The sequence below is a fragment of the Hahella sp. CCB-MM4 genome, assembly GCF_002260525.1.
In the GTDB taxonomy this organism is placed as follows: Bacteria; Pseudomonadota; Gammaproteobacteria; order Pseudomonadales; family Oleiphilaceae; genus Hahella.
The window spans coordinates 136612-159698 of sequence record NZ_MRYI01000001.1; the positions used below are offsets into that span (position 1 = coordinate 136612).

Consider the following 23087-nt stretch of genomic DNA (forward strand, 5'->3'; position numbering starts at 1 on the left):
TGGCGTTTTACGCCAACGCTGAATTTATTCCAAGATTTCGCTTATCCTGAATCAGAACGGCAGATTCAAGGCAGGATCAATTGCCAGTAGTTGCCTCTTGAAGGTTTCTTGAATTCTCTCGAGTGCATCTTCCGTTTCTGCCTCAAACCGCAAGACCAGAACCGGAGAGGTGTTGGAAGCCCGGCACAGACCCCAGCCATCAGAATATTCCACCCTCACGCCATCAATCCCTGAAACATTGGCATCGCCCCAGTTGGCACGCTGAATAAGCTGTTCCATTATCCGGAATTTGGCCGCTTCACCCACTTCCACATTCAGCTCTGGCGTACTGATATCTTCCGGGAATTCTTCAAACATCTCATCCGCACCGCGGTCGTCTATCCCCAGTATTTCCAATAGCCTTGCCATGCTGTACAGACCATCATCGAAGCCTAACCAGCGTTCTTTAAAGAAAATATGGCCACTCATTTCACCGGCCAGTAACGCCCCGGTTTCTTTCATCTTGGCCTTAATCAGAGAATGGCCGGTTTTCCACATTACCGGGCGACCGCCAACACTGGAAATCAATCCATTCAACCGACGGCTGCATTTAACGTCGAATATGACATCCGCTCCAGGATTACGGGATACCACATCTTTAGCGAAGAGCATCAACAAACGATCAGGCCAGATGATCTTACCCTGCCCTGTCACCACACCAATACGATCCCCATCACCATCGAAGGCGATACCGATGTCGGCCCCCACCTCCTTCACTTTAGAGATCAGGTCCTGCAGATTGGCAGGTTTACCCGGGTCTGGGTGATGATTGGGAAACTGACCGTCAACGTCACAATAAAGCGGCACCACATCACAACCCAACTCTTCCACCAGCCTGGGCGCGATATCCCCGGCCACACCATTACCAGCATCAACAACCACTTTCAGAGGCGCTGCTACAGCAATATCCCCAACAATGGCATCGACATACTCTTGCTTAATATCAGCCTCACTGACACCACCCTGCCCTTTGGCATAATTCTGGGTACGAATTCTACGCATCAGGCCCTGGATATCATCCTGAGCCAGAGTGTCGCCAGCCAGCATCATTTTGATGCCATTATAGTTGGCGGGGTTGTGACTACCGGTCACCATGGCACCGGAACCGGTATTAAAGTGATGGGCAGCAAAATACAGTACCGGAGTCGGAACCATACCCACATTGATGACTTCCACTCCCGTAGAGATAATGCCTTTTATCAGCGCCTGGGATAGCGCAGGGCTTGAATCACGCCCGTCATAACCGACACAGACCCGGTCAACCCCGCGTTGAACAGCTTCACTCCCATATGCTCGACCGATTTCCAGCATCACCTGAGGTGTCAGGTTCTGATTGACGACCCCTCGAATGTCGTAAGCCCTGAAGATTTCAGCATCAACATCCACCATAGCTGTCTCGCTGACGCCGATATCGTCATCACCACCGATATTGAGATCATCATCGTTCAGTCCCAGGAGATCCTCGTCATCCCCCAGCATATCGATATCCAGGCTATCGCCCTGAAACAGAGGCTCCGCGTCAGCTAGTTCTTCAGAAGCCTGAGCCGGGACAGGTGTGTCCACTTTCGGCTTAGCAGATTTGGCAGCAGGCTTGGCTGCTTCAGATTTCTTAGGGGCAGAGGCAGGTGGCTTCTGACTTTTTCTGGCCTGCTCGACCAACACCACCATTGAATGCAGTATATCCAGTTTGATGCGGGGGCGGGCAGGCTTCTCTCCCTGAACACAGGCCACCACATACCCAACCACCATGCCGACATCCTTTCTGAGAGACTTCAGAAATATCACCACGGCCATTGCCGCAAATGCAGCTCCGATAATGGCTCCGACGGCTGTCACAATCCAGTACATCATCAGATCCAATAAGGCCTCACTACCGACAGCAGGAGAATAGGCTACTTTCCAGTTTGCCAGGGAGGTTCCCTGTGTAAGGCTGTCGGTAGTCTGCTGGCCTCTGGAAATAACCACCTGAGGTGTACCCGATACAGTCTGTAATAGCTGAACCCCGCCTTCAGGCATTGATTTCCAATCCGGTTCCAGCGACTTGGCATCAAACATCACCAGGGTTGTGCCGGCGACCGTTTTGTCATTACCCATGACGGGCATGACTACCTGAATATACCAGTGATTATCCAGTACAAAGGCCTCCAACCGTCCTTTGCCGGACTGCTCAACAGATCGAATCAAGTCCAGACTGGCAAAGCTGACCGGCAGAGGTTTCCGATTATCCCGGTTAGCCCTGCCTGTAGCAGAAACCACCACGCGCATCGCACCCGGCATGGCCCCCATCGCCCGCTGCTCGAGCCCACCCATGTTTTCCGCTGTCAGCAGGGATTCCGGCGAGGTATTTTCGGCGTAGTGCTTTACCATGCCCTGTATCTGTTGAAGCTTCTGGCCAAAGACTGCTGAAGAGGCTTTCAATGCAGCAGAGTTTCTCTCTTTCTCAAGACTAATCTGAGCAGGGATAATCGTCGTTGAGTATAAAATCAGAGATGCCACCAGAACTGAAACAGCTCCCAACACTGCCGCAAGCGCAACATAGGTTGAAGGCGGTTTCATACTATCTTGGGGCTTGTTCTTAGCTGCCGTTTTGTCCGACCCCTGGCTACCGGGCTTGGATTCTTTTTTCTTTCCCAATTTCATGCTGGAAATATTCTCTTTGATTCCCGTTGTTGAATACGTTTTTTGGCCAAGAGGATAAGAATAGAGGAGCTTTATCCAGAGGACATTGATCAATCAGTCTAAGCGGCTGAGCTTTCTGACAATCCGTTTAGCACCAGGGCTTGTCACCCACCATATCCCATACATTATTCTAGTCAAATTCAGCAGGCACTCCAGAAAGGTTGCCAACGGGTTCACATTATTCCCATATAAAATACCCGCTGACAACGGCTAAACCACCCGCCTGAGTCGCTCAGATGAAGATCCTCAGGCTGTACCCGTCGAGCCAAATCCACCACTGCCACGTTCAGAATCAGAAAATTCTGACACAATTTCAAAACCAACCTGGACCACTGGAACAATCACCATCTGCGCAATACGCTCGCCAACCTCTATGGTGAACTCCTCTGACCCGCGGTTCCAACAGGACACCATAACCTCGCCCTGGTAGTCAGAATCAATCAGTCCTACCAGATTGCCCAACACAATACCGTGCTTATGGCCAAGACCTGAACGAGGTAACAAAACAGCAGCCATTCCAGGATTATCCAAGTGAATAGCCATCCCTGTAGGAATCAGCACCGTATCTCCAGGCTTTAATGTCAACGGCTCTTTCAGACACGCGCGCATATCGAGGCCGGCAGAACCTTCCGTGGCGTAGTGAGGCATGGGGATCTCATTACCCAGACGCGAATCCAGAATTTTCACCTGAAGGGGTTTGGTCATTGGTTGAACTTTCCTATATGTATATGTTTGTTGAATAAAGATCCCGTGACATGGCTATCTATATAGGAACATACCCGGGAAAGCTGATTACAGAGTCTTCTCGTAATCGGCAATAATGTGTTTCACCAGATCCTCAGCCAAATCCTGTTTATTCAGCTTAGGAACAGGCTCAACTTTATCATGAGTAACAATGGTGACTGCATTGTGATCACTGTTGAACCCGATATCGCTTCGGGAAACATCGTTGGCAATCACCATTTTTAATTTTTTTCTGCTCAGTTTCTGCTGTGCATACTCAACGACTTTCTGGGTTTCGGCCGCAAATCCAACACAAAACGGAGGATGTTCAAGTGCAGCAACTTCACTCAGGATATCGGGGTTTTTAACCAGCTCGATGGTCATCGCGTCAGCTGACTTCTTCACTTTTTGCTCAGCGGCCGATGCAGGACGATAATCGGCAACAGCTGCGGTGGCGACAAATATATCACACCCCTCAGCCACAGCCTGCGTAGCAGACTCAAGCATTTCAGCAGCACTTTCCACCCCGTGCAGCTCAACGCCAGCGGGGGTATTGATATTCACAGGCCCACTAACCAGAACCACCTCTGCGCCACAATTTACAAATGCCTGGGCCAGTGCATATCCCATCTTTCCGGAACTGTCATTACTAATGAATCTGACAGGATCAATTCTTTCCCGTGTCGGGCCGGCGGTTATCACCACCCGTTTTCCATGCAGCGGCTTGTCTTCGGCTAAAAATGCGACCATTTGATCGCAAATCACCTGTGGTTCAAGCATCCTTCCAGGTCCGATATCGCCACATGCCTGATCCCCATCATCCGGCCCCCAGATATGAATCTGAGAATCCAACTTCTGTAATCGGGAAACATTTGCCTGGGTCACTGGATTCGACCACATTGCTTGATTCATAGCAGGAGCCAGCACTAAAGGGCACCGGCGGGCCAGGGCAATGGTACTGAAAAGATCATCCGCCAATCCGGCAGAAACTTTGGCAATCACATCAGCCGTGGCAGGAGCGACCAATATCACCTCTCCCCATCGGGCCAGCTCGATATGCCCCATTCCCATTTCAGCAGCAGGATCCAGCAAACTATCTCTCACAGGCTTCCCGGACAGTGCCTGAAATGTCAGGGGTGTAATGAAGGCCTTCGCCCCCTCGGTCATCACCACCTGAACCTCAGCCCCTTGCTTAACCAGCAAACGTGTGAGTTCAGCACTCTTATACGCAGCAATACCACCGGTTACGACCAGAACCACCCGCCTGCCAGTCAACTCTGCACCACTTGCCATAGAGATTTCGCTTTTACCTGAGATTGAACTGCGGCTAAGATAGCATCTGCTTGTGGATAATGCACACGATGGCAAGGCAATCCGCCTCATCTGAGACCCTGTGTTCCGCAACGCATTGGACGAATCAATTGGAAAAGGAAATTCCTATGGCAATTACCGACTGGCCGGTCGCAGACCGCCCCCGAGAAAAACTCCTCGCGACTGGCGCTACCCACCTAACCGACGCTGAACTGCTGGCAATTTTCCTGAGAACAGGCATACAAGGAAAAAGCGCCGTGGACCTCGCCCGTGAAATACTTCAGCATTTTGATGGATTGCGTCATCTGCTGGACGCCGACCGCCAGGATTTTTGCGCTGTCCCCGGGCTCGGTCTTGCAAAATATGCTCAACTGCAGGCCGTCACAGAGTTAACCCGACGCTACCTGAAGGAATCATTAAGTAGAGAAACCGCCCTCACCAGCCCCGATCTGACCCGAGACTATCTGAGAAGCCAATTAAGGCACTATCCCTACGAGGTGTTTGCGGCACTCTTCCTGGACAACCAACATCGCGTCATCTGTTTTGAAAAACTGTTTCGGGGCACAATTAACAGTGCCAGCATCTACCCTCGGGAAGTAATTCGGCAAGTCATGAGATATAATGCGGCAGCCGTTATTTTTGTTCACAACCATCCATCCGGGGTTGCGGAACCCAGCATTAGTGACCGCGACATTACGGACCTTCTGGTAAAGGCACTTAAATTAATGGATGTACGAGTGCTGGACCATTTTGTCGTCGGAGATAACGATGTTGTCTCTTTTGCTGAAAGAGGCTGGATATGATGCCAAGAAAATTATGGGCGCATGCTAGATTAATTTTGCGTCAACAAAGGTTTTCTGGTATAAAGTCGTGCTCTTTTTTACGGGTCTGGGCGAAGCAGCAAAGGATCGCCCGGAAATTATGGTTTCAGTAGTAACGAATCCGTGGGTTTGGCTGGCTTTCAGCAAAACCCTGAAGGTTCACAAGTACCAACGTTTGGTTGGAGGCGAGTCAAATGTCTAGAGTTTGTCAGGTTACAGGCAAAGGTCCTATAACCGGAAATAATGTGTCTCACGCAAACAACAAAACCAAGCGCCGTTTTCTTCCCAACCTGCAAACTCATCGTTTCTGGGTTGAGAGTGAAAAGCGCTTCGTTAAACTGCGTGTTTCTACCAAAGGTATGCGGATTATCGACAAGAAAGGTATCGATCTGGTACTGACCGATATCCGTGCACGCGGAATCAAGGTGTAAGGAGCTAAGATATGCGCGAGAAGATTAGATTGGTTTCTTCAGCTGGTACTGGTCACTTCTACACCACGACCAAAAACAAGCGTACCATGCCTGAAAAAATGGAGATCAAGAAATTTGATCCCGTTGTTCGCAAGCATGTGAACTACAAAGAAGCAAAAATCAAATAAGGCTACTTATTTGATAGCTTCAAAAAACCCGGCTACAAGCCGGGTTTTTTATTGTCCGCAATATTAGATACGCACCCCTCAAAATACCGCCCCACTTTTTGCACACCGATCCCGATAATCGGTTGGCAAAGCGACATCCACCGCGATGGGCAAATGGTCAGACACAGGAAAACACACCACCCCCGCATTCCGAACCTGTAAAGATGGACTCACCAGAATATGGTCCAATGAACGCTCTGGTCGCCAACTTGGAAATGTATTCACCCTATCAGGAAGAGACACCAACCCTGATTTACCCAGCGGCGTAGATTTCAGCAACTGCTCGGCATGGTTATTCAGATCCCCCATCAACACAACGTGCTCATACCCCTCAATGAGCTCACAAATATGCTCTAGCTGCTGACATTGCGCCTTTTCACTGAGAGACAAATGCATCATGACCAGGACGAGCGGATTGGAAGGGTGCCCGTAGGTTGAAATAATCGCACCTCTCCCGGGAATCAGCCCAGGCAATCGGTATTCCGCAACCGACAATGGACGATAGCGACTCAACAACCCATTGCTATGCTGGGCAAACCGCCCCAAATTGCGGTTAAGCTGTTGATACCAATATGGATGCCCACTTTTCTCTGCCAGATACTCAACCTGATTAACAAATCCACTACGGATACTGCCGCCATCGCACTCCTGCAATGCAACAACATCATATTGCCTTAACAGCGCGGCAATTCGATCCAGATTACGGCTTCGATTTTGAGAGGGAAGAAAATGCTGCCAACTTCTAGTCAGATAGTGGCGATAGGCGGCAGTGGAAATGCCCACCTGGATATTGAAACTCAGCAGGCGGATATGGCTGTGGTGCGGAAACTCTTCCGCAGCATCCATATCCCCCTGAACGACCGGGGATCGTTTTGTTAACAGGGAACCAAATTTTTCACGCACCCGATGATACAAACCTTACTCCCCCCCGGGAAATTGCCAAATCAGGAACCTTGCGCAGATCTCTCCTTCTCGACAAGGTAATCGGCAATCTTAAGCATCCGCTCAAAACTTCCGGCCTGACCAGGCTCAATACGGTACTTACCATTCACAATCAATACCGGCACGCCGGTTATACGATAACTCGTGCCACGGGAAACTGCCTGCTGCACTTTGGATTTCACACTAAATGAATTATAGGCTTTCTTGAATTTTTCTTCCTCGATACCATGCTGGGCGAAAAATTCTGCCATAGCATCTTCCGAGTTCAGAGGCTTATGGTCTCTTGCCAGCGCATCAAACAAAGGCTGATGCATCTGATCAGCAACTCCCAGCGCCTCCGCGGCGTAAAATGTTTGAGCATGCAGCTTCCATGTGCGATTAAATGCAGCCGGGCTTTGCCAGAAGTCCACATCTTCAGGCAGCTTTTTCTTCCAATTGGTCACCATTGGATCGAATCGATAGCAGTGAGGGCATCCAAACCAGAACATCTCCACCACTTCTATCTTTGAGCTATCCCTTACAGGAACCTGAGCAGGCAATGACTGATAATCCTTACCATCCACAAAATCCTCAGCCATGACGCCTTTCGACACCAGACCAATACATGCCAGAACCACCCACATAACAAATGGCAGCGACTTCCGCATATTCTTCTCCAACCAGTTATCCTAATATTCTTAACCGACCCGCATTTAACAGATCACACAGACTTCAGGCGTGATAATTTACCTGATCAGCACGGAATATCCACCTCCCGCCCACCAACCGGTAACATCTACCCGCCAACAAACACAGACTAACCGTTTGTTTTAAAACGAAAAAAGGCGGATAGATCCGCCTTTTTCATAATCATGCCACATCGTTAAACTTTATTCATCCACGTAGGCATTATACGTAGGACACGATTCAAAGATCTTTTGCGATTAGTACAATCCAGAGATGTAACTGGCCAGCGCCTTGATTTCAGCATCGCTCATGTTGGCAGCAATGTCTTGCATCATACGACTTTCACCATCATTGCTCCGCTCACCAGAACGAAACTTCATCAGCTGCCCTTCTATATACTGAGCATGCTGACCACCCAGTTTAGGGAAGCCGGCAGGAGGATTACCTGCACCTGCTGGGTTATGACATCCGGTACACGCCGGAATGCCTTTGGCCATATTACCAGCCCCGTAAAGCTTGGCGCCCAATTCAACCAACGCAGGGTCTGCCTTACCCACAGTGGCCGCCTGTGCGGAGAAGTATGCAGCGATATCTTCAATATCCTGCGCGGAAAGACTGTCGGTCAATCCTGTCATCTCGACAACGGTGCGTTTACCATTTTTGATATCTGTAATCTGCTTGACCAGATACCGTTCACCCTGGCCAGCCAACTTGGGAAAATTCGGCACGGCACTATTTCCATCAGCACCATGACAACCCGCACATACCGCGGCTTTTCCCTGCCCAGCCTTCGGGTCTCCTGCGGCATGTGCCAGGCCAGCCAGTCCCAAAGCAAGCACCAAACCAGTTACAAACACTCTCATCATTTGACCCCGTCAGCTACCAGTTGATTCTAGTTAATTCTTTCATTTGCCAGTTCATGCAATAAATTGTTGAACCAGGCTTAATATTCACATCCTGTCGGCACAATTTATCTGAATATCTGCCGACGCCCTTAAAACGGTCTGGTATTATACATAAATCACTTCAAACATGAACGAATAAACACAGTCATTTCAAACCTATGAATAAACCTCAATCAGCCGGCCCAAAGCGCCCGGTATCCTATCAGAGCGCCCGGTTTCTCCTCAGTGCAGAGCAACTTCACCATTGCCCTCCAGATGAAGGTGTAGAAATCGCATTTGCCGGCCGATCCAACGCAGGCAAGTCGAGTGCTCTCAACACCATTACCCAAAACAGCAAGCTGGCGCGCACCTCAAAAACGCCCGGCCGAACTCAACTGATCAACTTTTTCACCCTGAATAAGGACCAGTGTCGCCTGGTAGACCTGCCCGGGTACGGTTACGCAAAAGTTCCTCGTACCATGCAGGAAAAGTGGCAACGCCATATGCAGGAATATCTAGAACGCCGCAACACACTGGCGGCCTTGGTCCTGGTGATGGATATACGACATCCACTGAGTGATTTTGACTGCAGCATGTTGGACTGGTGTGAAACCCGCCAGTTGCCCGTACTGGTACTGCTTACAAAATCAGACAAATTAAAATTCGGCGCAGCTAAAAACACACTCCAAAAAGTAGCCCGCGACCTCGGCAAGTGGTCCACACCGATAGAAGTACAGCTATTTTCGGCTCATACCAAGACCGGCATAGATGACGTGCGCGAATATATGGACCAGTTTTTTATCGGCAAGGATTCTGACACAGAGCAGACAGAAGAATTCTGACTCAAATCAAATCTCCAGGGCTGAGCACTCTTCAGCCCTGGCATCGCCACTGTTCAGGCGGACGCATACTTAATTCAGGCAGACATATTGATTATTTTGACAAAGAATCCAGCAATGACGGCTTAAACAATTCCTGCGCTTTCACCACATCGTCATAATAATCCGGATGCAGAAACGGCAATTCCAGGCTGATAACCTGATAAATCCCATGCTTCAGAGTTTCCTTTCGAATCAGATGTACATCCTGTCCTACTGCGGTTTTCAAAAACGACATCCAACTGGTCACCAGCAGCCACACATTCAGGGAAAATGTCCGCCGGGTTTCATCCCCTAACGACTTAAGAATACCTGCTCGCTCAAGGCTGCCAAGGATTTTCGCGATGCTGTCAATACAACGAACAGTAAACTGACGATAATCCTCCTGAAGCCGGATATCTGAATCCAGATAATGCTCAAGGTCACGATGGAAAAAGCGATAACTCCATAGCCCATCAAATACCGCTTCGAGATATTCGAATTGGTCTTGTATTGTCAGAGGGCGATCATCAGGTATTTGTAAATAGTGGTCTACCAACAGCTGATATTGCAGAAAAATTTCGTAAATAATGTCCGTCTTATTTCGAAAATGATAGTAGAGGTTGCCCGGTGAAATCCCCAAATCAGCCGCAATATGATTTGTAGTCACATTGCGCTCTCCTTTTTCATTAAACAAATCCAGACTGGCGAGAATAATTCTTTCTCTGGTGTTCATGTATAACTTTACCCCGTCACCAACGTTACTGTCCGATACGTCATCCATAACCGGACCTGGTGCTTTATTTATATAGTGGCCTAAGGCTTATTTTCATTGCGCTCATAGTGCCATTTCGCCCCAACTCATTGAATGATTTCTCCAGATCATAAAACGAGCACTTGACACTTAGAGTATATACTCTAAAAATATTAATCGCGATGCAAGTGACTTTGCACTGCGCACAGAATACGGGGTCGCCTCCGTTAATGCGCTTTTGTCAGACATTTAGAACCTTTATTCAGTATGCAGAACACTTGCTGGCTATATTTCGGAAAATACTTTGATCGCAATTTGATCGCAAAAAGTCACTGAGAAGAATAACAACACCCTTCCACGATAATGGCTCGTGACGTCAGGAGGAAACCATGGTTGCGGATGTACTCACTATTACCGAGAGCAAGAAAGAAATTCAAAGGTTGAATCGGGCGTTCCAGGCACAGAAGAAGGCCTTCGACCATAACCCCAACCCTGGTTATGAAACCCGCCGGGAATGGTTGCTACGTTTAAAAAAGGCCATTATCAACAGCCAGGAACGAATTATCGATGCCTTGAATGAAGATTTCTCCAACCGTTCAAGGGACGAAACCCTGCTGGCTGAGTTGATGCCTACCGTGCAAGCCATCAATTATGCGCTGAAGCATCTGAAACAGTGGATGAAGCCATCCAAGCGACATGTCGGCTTACTCTTCCTGCCGGCAGACAACGCCATCCACTATCAGCCTCTCGGGGTAATCGGCATCATTGTCCCCTGGAACTATCCAGTCAATCTGGCTCTGGGTCCGCTGGTGGCGGCTCTGGCTGCCGGAAATCGTGCCATGATCAAAATGTCGGAATTCACCCCCCGAACCTCTGAGCTAATACGGGAAATACTCTCAACAACATTTACAGAAGATCTGGTGACGGTGATCACGGGTGAGGCAGATGTCGCCGGAGAATTTTCCAAACAGCCCTTTGACCATCTGCTGTTTACAGGATCCACTGCCGTTGGCCGGCTGGTGATGAAAGCCGCGGCTGAAAACCTGACCCCGGTCACCTTGGAATTGGGCGGCAAATCACCTGCCGTAATAGCCGAAGACGTCCCTATTTCCGATGCAGCGGAGAGAATTGCCTTTGGCAAGGCGTTCAATGCCGGACAAACCTGCATTGCACCGGATTATGTCCTTTGCCCAGAAGGAAAAGAGGATGCCTTTGTGGATGCCTTTATCGAAAGATTCCACGATATGTACCCCACTCTGAAGGATAATCAGGACTACACTGCCGTGATTAACGAGCGCCAGCTCCAGCGCCTTAAAGGGTATCTGGCAGATGCTGAACAGAAAGGCGCCCGGGTAATTGAAATCAATCCGGGTAACGAGAGCTTTAGCCGTGGCACACGTAAACTCCCGGTGCATCTGATCCTGGATGCCACGCCTGACATGAAGGTGTTGCAGGAGGAGATATTCGGGCCACTATTACCGGTCATTCCCTACAAAACCATTGATGAGGCCGTTGAATACATTAATAACCGCCCTCGCCCATTGGCACTTTACTACTTCGGCTATCGCAAATCTGAGCAGAAACGACTGCTGGAACGGACCCATGCTGGGGGAGTGTGCATCAATGACACACTTGTTCATTTCGCTCAGGATGATATGCCATTCGGAGGGGTCGGCGAATCCGGAATGGGCCACTATCACGGCAAAGAAGGCTTTCTGACGTTCTCCAACGCCAAAGGCGTTCACACCAAGCAGAGGTTCCATAGCGGTAAAATCATCTTTCCGCCTCATGGCACCCTGTTGCATCACTTGGTATATAAGCTGTTCATAAAATAGCGGTCCTTAAAAAAGCCGATCAGGCATCAATCGACACCAGAAAACTCTTCGGTGTCGATTGAACACTAAAAATAACAAGAACAGTGCATAAATAAGAACAAAGGAAGGGTCATGACAGATCTCACTCAATCCCGGCGACAGTTTTTACGACTATCGCTACTCACCCCTTTTGCGATATCTGCCAGCTCGGCTTATCTGAACGGCTGCGCGGCCACCACCAGCCAACCGGCAAAGCCAGATAGCCCTGCCCAATACTATTTCCTGGATGAAGAAGCAGCAGATTTCTGGCGTGCCGTTCTGGCGGTGATCGTCAGTAGAGAATTCCATCCCTCGACTCTTTCGAATGAAGAAATCGAGCGGAGTATCGCTCGCATCGATGACGGAATTCGTCATTTCAGCCCTGCAAATCGAGAAAAGATGGGCGATCTTTTCAATATTTTATCCATCACTTTAACCCGTGGATTAACCACTGGAGTCTGGCGCTCCTGGCCGAACGCCGATAACGACGATATTCGCGCCTTTCTGGATTCATGGAGGGATAGCAGCTTTCAAACCTTTAATCAGGGCTTTATTGCTTTGGTGCAACTGGGCGCACTGACCTACTACGGAGCATCAGAGAACTGGGCTAAATCCGGTTATCCAGGCCCTCCACAAGCGTTAAAAGATGCTCTACCACAATTTAACCAGGAGGTCGCAGGATGAGCGTGCAGGATATATACACCTCCGGCGCAAGCACAGGTTGGAATCTGGTTGATGCGACCCGCCTGCTTCAGGATCAGGTATTAGAGACCGATGTCGTGATAATAGGTACCGGGGCCGGTGGGGGCACCACTGCAGAAATACTTGCGAGCTCGGGCTTGAGCGTGATTATGGTGGAAGAAGGCAAGCTCCACTCCAGCAAGGATTTCAAGATGGACGAGCTGGATGCCTATCCAAAGTTATACCAGGAAGGCATGAGTAGGGCCACCGCAGACGGAGGTATCTCCATCATGCAAGGGCGCACAGTCGGTGGGTCCACTACCGTCAACTGGACCTCTAGTTTTCGTACGCCTGAAGCCACTCTGAATCACTGGACCAAACTCGGTTTGAAAGGGTTTACCGTCGAAAGCATGCGTCCCTGGTTTGAAAACCGGGAACAACGCCTGGGAATTGAACCCTGGGCAGTGCCTCCCAACCCTAACAACCAAGTACTCAAAACCGGCTGCGAAACACTTGGCTGGAGCTGGCATGTGATTCCGCGCAATGTTCGGGGGTGCTGGAATATCGGGTACTGCGGCATGGGCTGTCCAACCAATGCCAAACAATCAATGTTGGTCACCACCGTCCCCGGAGCTCTGAGCAAAGGGGCCAGCCTGTATTATAACCTGAGAGCCAACCGCTTGAACTTTCAGGGCACATCCACTCGAAACCTGCAATGCCAGGCTATCGATCCAGTGACACAGGAACTGTTGCCCAGAAATATTGAAATCCGGGCTCGACACTATGTCATCAGCGCAAGCGCAATTGGCTCTCCCGCGGTCCTTCTGCGCTCGGAAACGCCGGATCCCTATAAACGCATTGGCAAACGCACATTCCTACATCCGGTTAATGCCAGCCTGGCGATCATGCCCGACAAAATAGAGCCATTTAAGGGAGCTCCACAGTCAATCTACAGCGATGAGTTCAACTGGCGCGATGGAGTCACCGGCGAGGCGGGGTTCAAAATGGAAGTGCCGCCAATGTTTCCAGCTTTATCTGCCGGAATTATTGGCGAATACGGAGAACAACTGGCACAAACCATGAGCCAGCTGCCACATATCAACGCTGTGCTTTCTCTTATCCGGGATGGTTTTCATGAGGACTCTTACGGAGGCGAGGTCAGGCTTCGCAACGACGGAACCCCGGAATTAGACTATCCAGTCACCGACTACCTCTGGCGTGCATTGAAAGAAGCCTATCTGCGAATGGCAGAACTGCAGTTTGCCGCGGGAGCAAAAAAGGTGAAATTCCTGCACAACCAATCCCCCTATTTCAGTCGTTATTCTGATGCGAAACAGTGGATGGAAAATAAGGAACTGAAGATCCTGCAGAGCCGATTGTTCACAGCCCACCAGATGGGAGGCTGCTCCATGGGTGAAGATCCTTCAGAATCCGTGGTTAACAGCGACGGTCGGCATCATCATATCGACAACCTCAGCGTGATTGATGCCTCCACATTTCCCACCAGCATTGGCGCAAACCCCCAGCTAAGTATCTATGCCATGGCGGCCAGACAAGCAACTCAACTTGCACAAAACCTCAACTCTGCGTAGCCTAGCGCTTGTTGGCGCCACTTGGCCGCCAACAAGCATGTCAACTGATAAGGGCACTCCAAGGCATGAATACGGTTATCTATCCAGGTACATTTGACCCGATCACTAATGGCCATACGGATCTTGTGGCCAGGGCATCCCGCATTTTTGACAATGTGATTGTCGCCATAGCCGCCAGCACAAGGAAAAATCCTCTTTTTACTCTGGAGGAACGGGTTGAATTGGCCAGCGAGGTACTGAAACCCTACCCTAATGTAAAAGTCGTTGGATTCAGCATTCTGCTGGCTGAGTTCGTTCGTCAGCACAATGCCAATATAATCTTGCGCGGATTAAGAGCTGTTTCGGACTTCGAATATGAATTCCAGCTGGCCGATATGAATCGTCAATTGGCCCCTGGCGTCGAGAGCCTGTTCCTGACACCTGCCAATCATCTGTCCTACATTTCGTCCACTCTGATTCGCGAAATCGCCTCTCTGGGTGGAGATATTAAGCAGTTTGTAGCCCCTCCTGTCGCCGACGCACTAGTGCAACGGTTTGCTCAAGCGAACCAGCCATAGCGTAGCTGCTCGCTCAGGGTATTTCCGCCGGTAATAGTGAACCTGTAACGGGTTATTTGATACAATCTGGCCAAATTCAAACATTTCCAATTAGAACATGCAGTTTCAGTATGACATCTGGGACTGCATATGGCCGGGTTATCAAGAGGTATATATGGCTTTAATCATTACGGACGACTGCATCAACTGTGACGTCTGTGAGCCCGAGTGCCCAAACGAAGCAATTTCGCCGGGTGAAGAAATTTACATTATCGACCCCAAAAAGTGCACAGAATGTGTGGGGCACTATGACGAACCCCAGTGCCAGCAGGTTTGCCCCGTGGACTGCATACCTCTGGATCCCAATCATGTGGAGACTGAAGAGGAACTCATGGATAAATACCGTACACTCACCGGCAACAATGCGGCGTGATCAGACGCTCCTAACTTTCCGTGCAATTCTAAGTTTGAGTTCAAACGAACTCCTGATTATGAGACAGGTGTCTGATCACTGGTAATGAAAGAGGAACAACAGGGACGTGACCAAACCAGTAATACTCATTTCACCAACGATCCTCCTTCAACGGCCTGACTTTACTCGCACTCCCCAATAACTTGATTCCGGCCCTCTGGCTGTCACACCCATGTCACCTACAGCCGATGCTCAGTGGATCACTCGTTAATTTCACTTGAATTAACAGGTTATCACTTGAGATTCATTCAAGTTATGAAGTTTCTGGTCTAAACTTGAACCATATAATTATATTTAGGGTCTGTTGACGTTTAGTTAGGCCCTGGACGACGACAAGATCCAGACTATATACGGGGAGACGTGATGGCAGTTAGGGAACCAGAAGACGACGGTCAAATAAGTGAAGCCCAGCGAATAAGCATGTTGGAAAGGAGCATGTCCACCAATAGGATATTTCTCCTTCTATTGGCCGTGCTGATCATCGTGACGCTCAGCGTCTCAATCACCATTGCCATCCTCAGCACTATGGAAGGCGACGCAGAATCCGCTTCTTCGTCCCAGATACTGGAATTACGTTCAGAAGTGAAAGACCTCAAGGCCGAACTGCTTAAAAACCAGGCTCAGCTAGCCACCTTGAGTGATGCTCTCCCTCAGCTTCGTACAGAGCTACAGAACAGCAGTGCCCCGACATTTCAGCGCTTAATGCTACAGCAGGAAAAAAGTAATCAGGAATTTTTGAAGGCCATGAAAGAAGGGATGTACGATTTGGCCAGGATGGTTCCAGGATCCAGAACCTGGCTTGAGCTGTACAGCGAGAGAATAGACAAGGCCAACACCCTAAGCCAGGAGCGCGAACGCCTGCTCAAGCGGCTAAATACAGGGGAGCCATTAATCGAGCCCTAAGTCCTTCCTCCTGTTCTTCGCCCTTAACTCGAACGTGATTCACTGGACAGGTGCTCAACGCCTGTCCAGCAATCGTAAAACCGACCGCTTTTGATCAACCGGAAGCCAGTGTCGCCAGCAGGTGACTCTGAGCACTGAAACGGTCCTCACCCTCAACTGGTAGCCTCTGGCAGTATGTACCGTCCGGGAGTAATTCCCATCCGCTAACGTTGTCCTTGAGGTAGTAATCCAGCTCTTCCTTGACCCTTTCAGCCAGTTCCCGATTTTCAATAGGGAAACAGGTTTCCACCCGGTTTAACAGGTTACGCACCATCCAATCCGCGCTTGAAGCATAGACAGAGCCTTTCCCATCGTTATAGAAGTAAAACACCCGGGTATGCTCCAGAAAACGCCCCACCACTGAGATCACCTGAATATTTTCGGAAACACCGGGGAGTCCGGGCCTCAAACAACAGATTCCCCTGATGATCAGGTCGATCTTCACACCTGCCTGAGAAGCTTTATATAGAGCTTCAATCACCTTAGGCTCTGTTAATGCGTTGAACTTGGCCAGTATATATCCCTTCTTACCCTGACGGCTGTGTTCTGCTTCCCTGGAAATCAACTCCAGTATTTTTTCGTGCAAGGTGAAAGGGGCGTGGAACAGCTTCTTGATCTTAAGAGCTTTCCCCATACCAGTGAGCTGCTGGAAGATACGGTGAACGTCCTCACACAAGGCGTTATCCGCTGTAAGCAGACTGTAGTCCGTATAGAGACGGGCATTCGCCGCATGGTAGTTTCCGGTTCCCAAATGCACATAACGTTTCAGACCGGACTCTTCCCGACGCACAATCAGAATCATTTTGCTGTGGGTTTTGTAACCCACCACGCCGTACACGACAATCACGCCAGCTTCCTGCAGACGACTGGCAAGCTCCAGGTTTTCCGCTTCATCAAACCGTGCACGCAACTCTATAACGGCTGTGACTTCTTTACCTCGACGGGCCGCATCGGCCAGAGCCGCGACGATTTCCGACTGGCTGCCTGAGCGGTACAGCGTCTGCCGTATCGCCAGCACGTTCGGATCCTTCGCAGCCTGTCGTAACAGATCGATCACGGGCGTAAAACTCTGGAATGGATGCAACAACAGGATGTCCTGCTTGGCGACAACCTCAAACAGATTTTCCTTATGCCGCATCTCCTTCGGCAATCCCGGTGTAAATCCCGGATAGTGCAAGTCAGGACGATTGACGAGTTGGTTGACCTCTGTCATCCGGGTCAGGTTAACCGGCCCGGCAACCCGATAGCATTCGTATTCACTCAGGCCAAATTCCTGCAACAGGAACTGGATCAGCTCTTCCGGACAGTTGTCTGCCACTTCCAGTCTGACCGCATCACCAAATCGCCGGCTAAGAAGCTCACCTCGCAGCGCCTGAGCCAGGTCTTCCATATCATCTTCTTCCAGTACCAAGTCGGCATTTCTGGTAATACGGAATTGATACAGACCTTTAACGGTCATACCGGGAAACAGATCATCCGCATGTGCATGGATAATCGATGATAGGAAAACCAGGTGATCTCCAGGCGGACAGACATCGTCGGGTAAACGTACCAACCGGGGTAATGATCTGGGTGCCGGTACAATGGCCAAGCCGGTCTCACGACCGAATGCATCTTTTCCGTCCAGCTCCACGATAAAGTTCAGGCTCTTGTTCACCAGGCGCGGAAATGGGTGACTAGGATCCAGACCGATAGGGTTGATTACGGGCAGAAGCTCCCGATCGAAATATTCTGCAATCCATTCTCGCTGCTGGGCACTCCAGTCGGCGCGACGCAGGAAATGAATATTTTCCTGCTCAAGTGCAGGAATCAACAGGTCATTAAGATGGTCGTACTGCTCCTTTACCAGCAGATGGGTCTGTTCTGATATGGCCTGCAAAGCCTGAGAAGGAGACATGCCATCAGCGCCGACGGTCTCGCGACCGTATTTGATCTGCTGCTTCAGTCCTGCGACCCGGATCTCGAAAAACTCATCCATATTGCTGCTGAAAATACTGCTGAACATCAGCCTCATCAGCAAGGGATGGGATTCATCCAGCACCTGATTCAGAACTCTGGCGTTGAACTGAAGATGGCTCAGCTCGCGGTTAAAGTAATATTCACTTTTGCTGAGGTCGATTTCCTCAACCACCGGTTCCGAAACTTCCTGTTCCGCAACACTGATCTCCTGAGTGGACGTAGACATCTTTTCTTACCTGAAATAAATAGTGGACTAAAGTCACCAACGCCTGAGGAACCCAGGACGCCTTTAATTATTCTGTTTCAACCATTTGGCAGCGTTTTTGGCAAAATAGGTCAGAATACCGTCAGCACCAGCCCGCTTGATCGATACCAGCGACTCCATCATTACGGCACTTTCATCCAGCCAGCCATTCTGGGCTGCCGCCATATGCATGGCGTACTCACCACTCACCTGGTAAACAAAGGTCGGTACCTGGAAAGTTGTCTTGGCACGATGAACAATATCCAGATAGGGCATTCCGGGCTTAACCATGATCATGTCAGCCCCTTCTTCCAGATCCAACGCAATTTCGTGCATTGCTTCATCCGAATTGGCCGGATCCATCTGATAGTTGAACTTGTTGCCTTTACCCAGATTTGCAGCTGAGCCCACCGCGTCTCGGAATGGACCATAGTAGGCTGAAGCATATTTAGCAGAATAGGCCAGAATCCGGGTATGGATAAGGCCGGCTTCCTCCAGCGCCTGGCGAACTTCGCCAATTCGGCCGTCCATCATATCAGAGGGAGCCACAACGTCTGCCCCGGCTTCCGCGTGAGACACCGCTTGTTTCACCAGCACCTCAACGGTTTCATCGTTCATGACATAGCCGGTTTCATCCGTCAGGCCATCCTGCCCATGGGTCGTAAATGGATCGAGAGCCACATCCGTGATAACACCAAGTTCAGGGAACCGTTTTTTCAATTCCCGCACCGCCGTCTGGGCCAAACCATCAGGATTGTATGCCTCCCGGGCATCTTCACTTTTCGCATCCTGAGGCGTCACGGGGAATAACGCGACCGCGGGAATTCCAAGGCTGACCAACTCCTCAGCTTCCTGCAACAGTAGGTCTATACTGACGCGCTCAATCCCCGGCATAGAGGCAACAGCCTGCTTCTGCCCCTTGCCAGGCAAAATAAACATGGGATAAATAAGATCGGAGGACGTTAGAACATTTTCACGCATCAGGCGGCGGGAAAAATCGTCGAATCTCATTCGACGCATTCTGGTAATGGGATAACGGCGGCCAAAACTTTTTGTCACGGTACAACCCTTTCGAATCAGAAAATGAAAGCCTCATGATAAGCCTTTGTTTTCCATGATGCGAATAGTCTTAACGGTTATCCTTGCCAGCTCGTCCTGAATAAAAATGAACTATTCTCTGTTGAGTACTGTCTATCTATACGCCAAGTAAACCCAGGCCACTCAGGGCAATCGATGAAAATTGCGCAGTTGATGAGTATATGAAGACTGCCCTTGGCATGGATAACACATCAGCTCATTCTTAATAACGGTTAATTATTACGGAAATATGTCATGAACCAGAAAAAAGCCGGACTGTTCGTTCTGGTCATTGCGCTAATAGGATGTTTTTTTATTTTCGATCTGGGGCAGTACCTGAGCCTGGAGTACTTTGAAACCCAGCGAGGTCAGATTATTGCCTATACCGCCGCCAACCCGATGAAAGCAGCGGCTCTATATTTCATGATCTATGTCCTGGTCACAGGACTCTCCCTTCCCGGGGCTGCGGTGATGACGTTGATTGGCGGCGCAATTTTCGGCGTATTTGAAGGGACTATCCTGGTGTCATTTGCCAGTACTTTGGGAGCTACAACAGCCTTCCTCGTGTCCCGGCTGTTGTTACGGGACTGGGTTCAGAACAAGTTCGGTGAATCCCTTCGTGCGGTTAACCAGGGTATCCAGCGAGAGGGTTCCTTTTACTTGTTTGGAATGAGACTGGTTCCCCTGTTTCCATTTTTTGTTATCAATCTGGTCATGGGACTTACGCCACTGAAAACCCGCACATTTTTCTGGGTGAGCCAACTTGGAATGCTGCCGGGCACGTTTGTCTACGTGAATGCGGGAACCCAATTGGGCCAGATCGAATCGACTTCAGATATCCTCTCTCCCGGACTGCTCGGATCATTTGTGCTGCTGGGAATATTTCCTTTTATTGCCAAGCGGCTAATGGAATTCATCAAGTCCAGAAAAGTACATTACGACCGCAACCTGATCGTGATTGGAGCTGGTTCTGCCGGGTTGGTCACTTCCTACATAGCAACAGCCGTCAAAGCCAATGTGACCCTGATTGAAAAGCATAAAATGGGTGGCGACTGTCTAAATACAGGCTGTGTCCCTAGCAAGGCTCTGCTTCGCTCGGCCAAGATGGCACATTACATCGACCGAGCGGAAGAGTTCGGCCTGAAAGTCGACAACAGTCAAGTTGATTTCGGCGCTGTCATGGAGCGGGTTCAATCGGTCGTTAAACAGGTAGAGCCTCACGATTCCGTAGAGCGCTACACATCACTCGGTGTTGAGTGCATCCAAGGCGAAGCCACGATTCTGGATCCTTTTCGGGTGAGAGTGGGTGACAAAGTTCTGACCACCCGCAATATTGTCATTGCGACCGGCGCACGCCCTTTTGTGCCGCCAATTCCCGGTGTTGAAAACGTCGACTATTACACCTCTGACAATATCTGGGATATCCGGCAAAAACCGGAACATCTCCTGATTCTAGGAGGAGGCCCCATAGGCTGTGAACTGACCCAGGCCTTTAACCGATTGGGCGTCAAAGTTACACAAGTAGATATGGCTCCACGCCTGATGCCGCGGGAAGACCCGGACGTATCAGAGATCATTGAGCGTCGCTTCCGCGAGGAAGGCATCGAGGTGTTGGTCAATCATAGCGCCAAGGAATTTCGTAAAACGTCCGATGGAAAGGATTTCCTGATTTGCGAGCATAACGGCCAAAGTAAGGAGATCCATTTTGATAAAGTCCTGCTAGCCGTAGGTCGCAAAGCCAACACGGATAATCTCGGCCTCGAGAACATTGATCTCAAGCCCAATCCAAATGGCACGCTTCCAGTAAACGAGTACTTACAGACTCCCGTTCCCAACATTTATGCAGCGGGAGATGTAGCAGGCCCCTACCAATTTACTCATACGGCAGCCCATCAAGCCTGGTATGCGGCAGTGAACAGCCTGTTTGGCGGTTTCAAGAAATTTAAGGCGGACTATCGAGTCATTCCCTGGGCCACTTTTACAGACCCAGAGGTCGCTCGCGTTGGATTAAGCGAAGAAGAAGCCAAACAGCAGGGCATCCAATACGAAGTAACCCGGTTTGGTATTGATGACCTGGATCGCGCCATTGCTGATAATGAAGCCCACGGGTTCATCAAAGTGCTGACTGTTCCGGGTAAAGACAAGGTACTTGGCGCGACAATTGTCGGCTATCACGCCGGCGAGCTGATTACGGAATATATCTCAGCAATGAAACACGGCATCGGCCTGAATAAAATTCTGGGAACCATTCATATCTATCCGACACTCTCTGAAACCAATAAATACGCAGCAGGAGAATGGAAGCGCGCCCATGCGCCCAACAAAGTGCTGGAGTGGCTGGCAAAATGGCATCGGTGGCAATTGGGAAAAAAGACTAGCAAACCGGAATTGGGACAATCAGGTGAAGCGCTCAAATAACCCATGAAGACTTTGACCGGGAAGCGAGGATAAGCCCACTTCCCGTATCCAATCCCTGTAGGCAAAGTTTAAGTTACAGAGTCAATTAGGCACATCAATTAGTTTAAATTAGCTAACTTTAGTTAGCCAACAGCGTCTGCGTCGATATTTCACTGGGCGCACTGAATGACGATGACTCTGCTGTATATCCTTCGAGATTCTGGTTTGTGTAGCTGGAGTAGCCGTCATACAAGGCCATCACAAACAACATCAAACCGGACACCAGGCATCCACCACCAAACATCTTGGAGATGACGATGCGGCGCCTTTGCTTGCGGTTGGTAAACAGTCCTTTCCAATAACACACGTTGGTGGGTTCCTGCAGGAAAACGCAGTTAAGAACGGAACGACGTGCGTGTTTGTCACTGTCCACCGCAGTTTCATCCTGCTGTCGCATGTAGAGCACAATAATAAACAGACAGATTGCGAGGATGATGGACGCGAACAGTACGTGGAAGAGTTCAACTCCCTCTGTCATCACTGCAGCACCGGAAACCACACCTGCGACCAACATGGCCATCATGCATAGCATTACCGTGGCAAAGCGACCAATTCGGGTATGCTTACGCCGGGAGCGGGAGAACGAGAGTTGGACCTGGTCTCCTACCTGCAATCCACTGATGCAGCTTTCATCCAGGGAGGTAAATCGAATCTTATCGCCTTCCCAATAATACTCAATGATAGGAAAGAAATAATATGAAGAGCGTCTTTCGCCGGTATGACGGGTACTACGCGAATAACCGGGCTCCAGTGATACGACTCTGCCCTGCACCGCATATGAACAATGCAGGAAACGGGTGAATTCCCAAAGTAAAACCCACCCAGCCGATATTAGTGTGAGACCCATCAACAGAATTAGCACATCCATAGTAGGGCATATCCGTTTGTTATATTTATGTTTATTTATGTATACGAAAAGCAGCGACGCTCAGTATAAAGAAGGGGTTGCCTCACAGCAATA

The 23087-nt window shown here is 49.7% G+C and carries 21 protein-coding genes; 11 read left to right on the forward strand and 10 right to left on the reverse strand.

All coding sequences use genetic code 11. The annotated features are described in order from the left end of the window. Positions 1-51: 51 nt before the first annotated feature. From BTA51_RS30865 to coaBC, 3 genes are all read right to left on the reverse strand, one after another. On the reverse strand, positions 52-2679 hold the full coding sequence (locus tag BTA51_RS30865) for a phosphomannomutase/phosphoglucomutase (RefSeq protein WP_094705249.1): 2628 nt from the start codon (positions 2677-2679) through the stop codon (positions 52-54). Positions 2680-2964: 285 nt separating this feature from the next. After that, positions 2965-3423 carry a dUTP diphosphatase gene (dut, locus tag BTA51_RS00630; protein WP_094705251.1) on the reverse strand — a complete coding sequence of 153 codons (459 nt, stop codon included), beginning with the start codon at positions 3421-3423 and terminating at the stop codon, positions 2965-2967. 87 nt (positions 3424-3510) lie between these two features. After that, complete coding sequence (gene coaBC, locus BTA51_RS00635) at positions 3511-4734, reverse strand: bifunctional phosphopantothenoylcysteine decarboxylase/phosphopantothenate--cysteine ligase CoaBC (RefSeq protein WP_210404736.1); 1224 nt, start codon at positions 4732-4734, stop codon at positions 3511-3513. 146 nt (positions 4735-4880) lie between these two features. On the opposite strand from coaBC, the gene radC reads away from it, so the two are divergent. The 3 genes from radC to rpmG all read left to right on the forward strand — a co-directional run bounded on the left by radC (position 4881) and on the right by rpmG (position 6171). Further along, on the forward strand, positions 4881-5555 hold the full coding sequence (gene radC / locus BTA51_RS00640) for a DNA repair protein RadC (RefSeq protein WP_094705253.1): 675 nt from the start codon (positions 4881-4883) through the stop codon (positions 5553-5555). A 212-nt stretch (positions 5556-5767) separates the two neighbouring features. Further along, a complete protein-coding gene (gene rpmB / locus BTA51_RS00645) occupies positions 5768-6004 on the forward strand; it encodes a 50S ribosomal protein L28 (protein ID WP_094705255.1) in 237 nt (78 codons plus the stop codon). 11 nt (positions 6005-6015) lie between these two features. Further along, positions 6016-6171: a 50S ribosomal protein L33 gene (rpmG, locus tag BTA51_RS00650; protein WP_020410649.1), complete on the forward strand. Its 156-nt coding sequence runs from the start codon at positions 6016-6018 to the stop codon at positions 6169-6171. A gap of 78 nt (positions 6172-6249) precedes the next feature. Here the strand turns inward: rpmG and BTA51_RS00655 are convergent, their stop codons facing one another. From BTA51_RS00655 to BTA51_RS00665, 3 genes are all read right to left on the reverse strand, one after another. Beyond that, positions 6250-7056 (reverse strand): endonuclease/exonuclease/phosphatase family protein, encoded by an 807-nt coding sequence (locus tag BTA51_RS00655; RefSeq protein WP_094706016.1) that lies wholly within the window; start codon positions 7054-7056, stop codon positions 6250-6252. Between the two features lie 98 nt (positions 7057-7154). Next, entirely contained in the window at positions 7155-7799 is a 645-nt protein-coding gene (locus tag BTA51_RS00660) for a thiol:disulfide interchange protein DsbA/DsbL (protein WP_094705257.1), read from the reverse strand. Positions 7800-8075: 276 nt separating this feature from the next. After that, complete coding sequence (locus BTA51_RS00665; protein WP_094705259.1) at positions 8076-8681, reverse strand: cytochrome c; 606 nt, start codon at positions 8679-8681, stop codon at positions 8076-8078. A gap of 200 nt (positions 8682-8881) precedes the next feature. On the opposite strand from BTA51_RS00665, the gene yihA reads away from it, so the two are divergent. Further along, entirely contained in the window at positions 8882-9544 is a 663-nt protein-coding gene (gene yihA / locus BTA51_RS00670; protein WP_094705261.1) for a ribosome biogenesis GTP-binding protein YihA/YsxC, read from the forward strand. A 91-nt stretch (positions 9545-9635) separates the two neighbouring features. Here the strand turns inward: yihA and BTA51_RS00675 are convergent, their stop codons facing one another. After that, complete coding sequence (locus BTA51_RS00675) at positions 9636-10343, reverse strand: TetR/AcrR family transcriptional regulator (protein WP_246840869.1); 708 nt, start codon at positions 10341-10343, stop codon at positions 9636-9638. 359 nt (positions 10344-10702) lie between these two features. Between BTA51_RS00675 and BTA51_RS00680 the strand changes: the two genes are divergently transcribed. The 6 genes from BTA51_RS00680 (at position 10703) to BTA51_RS00705 (ending at position 16350) form a co-directional block, all read left to right on the forward strand. Then, positions 10703-12148: a coniferyl aldehyde dehydrogenase gene (locus BTA51_RS00680; RefSeq protein WP_094705263.1), complete on the forward strand. Its 1446-nt coding sequence runs from the start codon at positions 10703-10705 to the stop codon at positions 12146-12148. Between the two features lie 111 nt (positions 12149-12259). After that, on the forward strand, positions 12260-12850 hold the full coding sequence (locus BTA51_RS00685) for a hypothetical protein (protein WP_094705265.1): 591 nt from the start codon (positions 12260-12262) through the stop codon (positions 12848-12850). Further along, positions 12847-14439 (forward strand): GMC family oxidoreductase, encoded by a 1593-nt coding sequence (locus tag BTA51_RS00690; protein WP_094705267.1) that lies wholly within the window; start codon positions 12847-12849, stop codon positions 14437-14439. Before BTA51_RS00685 ends, BTA51_RS00690 begins: the two co-directional genes overlap by 4 nt. Before the next feature lie 65 nt (positions 14440-14504). Then, entirely contained in the window at positions 14505-14996 is a 492-nt protein-coding gene (gene coaD / locus BTA51_RS00695; protein ID WP_094705269.1) for a pantetheine-phosphate adenylyltransferase, read from the forward strand. A 154-nt stretch (positions 14997-15150) separates the two neighbouring features. Beyond that, a complete protein-coding gene (locus BTA51_RS00700; protein ID WP_094705271.1) occupies positions 15151-15408 on the forward strand; it encodes a YfhL family 4Fe-4S dicluster ferredoxin in 258 nt (85 codons plus the stop codon). Positions 15409-15882: 474 nt separating this feature from the next. Beyond that, entirely contained in the window at positions 15883-16350 is a 468-nt protein-coding gene (locus BTA51_RS00705; protein WP_246840870.1) for a hypothetical protein, read from the forward strand. 94 nt (positions 16351-16444) lie between these two features. Here the strand turns inward: BTA51_RS00705 and ppk1 are convergent, their stop codons facing one another. Together ppk1 and hemB are read right to left on the reverse strand one after the other, a co-directional pair. Then, positions 16445-18574, reverse strand: a complete 2130-nt coding sequence (gene ppk1, locus BTA51_RS00710) for a polyphosphate kinase 1 (protein WP_094705275.1) — start codon at positions 18572-18574, stop codon at positions 16445-16447. A 63-nt stretch (positions 18575-18637) separates the two neighbouring features. Then, positions 18638-19651, reverse strand: coding sequence for a porphobilinogen synthase (gene hemB / locus BTA51_RS00715; protein ID WP_256385691.1), 1014 nt, complete (start codon positions 19649-19651; stop codon positions 18638-18640). 273 nt (positions 19652-19924) lie between these two features. Between hemB and lpdA the strand changes: the two genes are divergently transcribed. Continuing rightward, complete coding sequence (gene lpdA / locus BTA51_RS00720; protein ID WP_094705277.1) at positions 19925-22087, forward strand: dihydrolipoyl dehydrogenase; 2163 nt, start codon at positions 19925-19927, stop codon at positions 22085-22087. 118 nt (positions 22088-22205) lie between these two features. Here lpdA and BTA51_RS00725 read toward each other — a convergent pair whose 3' ends face one another. Next, positions 22206-22994, reverse strand: coding sequence for a DUF3592 domain-containing protein (locus tag BTA51_RS00725; protein ID WP_094705279.1), 789 nt, complete (start codon positions 22992-22994; stop codon positions 22206-22208). Positions 22995-23087: the final 93 nt, after the last annotated feature.

Coding starts and splice junctions, on each gene's coding strand:
- BTA51_RS30865 (WP_094705249.1), bottom strand. CDS start 2,679: ATGAAATTGGGAAAGAAAAAAGAATCCAAGCCCGGTAGCCAGGGGTCG.
- rpmB (WP_094705255.1), top strand. CDS start 5,768: ATGTCTAGAGTTTGTCAGGTTACAGGCAAAGGTCCTATAACCGGAAAT.
- BTA51_RS00705 (WP_246840870.1), top strand. CDS start 15,883: ATGTCCACCAATAGGATATTTCTCCTTCTATTGGCCGTGCTGATCATC.
- radC (WP_094705253.1), top strand. CDS start 4,881: ATGGCAATTACCGACTGGCCGGTCGCAGACCGCCCCCGAGAAAAACTC.
- BTA51_RS00690 (WP_094705267.1), top strand. CDS start 12,847: ATGAGCGTGCAGGATATATACACCTCCGGCGCAAGCACAGGTTGGAAT.
- BTA51_RS00675 (WP_246840869.1), bottom strand. CDS start 10,343: ATGGATGACGTATCGGACAGTAACGTTGGTGACGGGGTAAAGTTATAC.
- coaD (WP_094705269.1), top strand. CDS start 14,505: ATGAATACGGTTATCTATCCAGGTACATTTGACCCGATCACTAATGGC.
- BTA51_RS00725 (WP_094705279.1), bottom strand. CDS start 22,994: ATGGATGTGCTAATTCTGTTGATGGGTCTCACACTAATATCGGCTGGG.
- BTA51_RS00665 (WP_094705259.1), bottom strand. CDS start 8,681: ATGAGAGTGTTTGTAACTGGTTTGGTGCTTGCTTTGGGACTGGCTGGC.
- ppk1 (WP_094705275.1), bottom strand. CDS start 18,574: ATGTCTACGTCCACTCAGGAGATCAGTGTTGCGGAACAGGAAGTTTCG.
- rpmG (WP_020410649.1), top strand. CDS start 6,016: ATGCGCGAGAAGATTAGATTGGTTTCTTCAGCTGGTACTGGTCACTTC.
- lpdA (WP_094705277.1), top strand. CDS start 19,925: ATGAACCAGAAAAAAGCCGGACTGTTCGTTCTGGTCATTGCGCTAATA.
- coaBC (WP_210404736.1), bottom strand. CDS start 4,734: ATGGCAAGTGGTGCAGAGTTGACTGGCAGGCGGGTGGTTCTGGTCGTA.
- BTA51_RS00680 (WP_094705263.1), top strand. CDS start 10,703: ATGGTTGCGGATGTACTCACTATTACCGAGAGCAAGAAAGAAATTCAA.
- BTA51_RS00660 (WP_094705257.1), bottom strand. CDS start 7,799: ATGCGGAAGTCGCTGCCATTTGTTATGTGGGTGGTTCTGGCATGTATT.
- BTA51_RS00700 (WP_094705271.1), top strand. CDS start 15,151: ATGGCTTTAATCATTACGGACGACTGCATCAACTGTGACGTCTGTGAG.
- BTA51_RS00655 (WP_094706016.1), bottom strand. CDS start 7,056: ATGGATGCTGCGGAAGAGTTTCCGCACCACAGCCATATCCGCCTGCTG.
- yihA (WP_094705261.1), top strand. CDS start 8,882: ATGAATAAACCTCAATCAGCCGGCCCAAAGCGCCCGGTATCCTATCAG.
- dut (WP_094705251.1), bottom strand. CDS start 3,423: ATGACCAAACCCCTTCAGGTGAAAATTCTGGATTCGCGTCTGGGTAAT.
- BTA51_RS00685 (WP_094705265.1), top strand. CDS start 12,260: ATGACAGATCTCACTCAATCCCGGCGACAGTTTTTACGACTATCGCTA.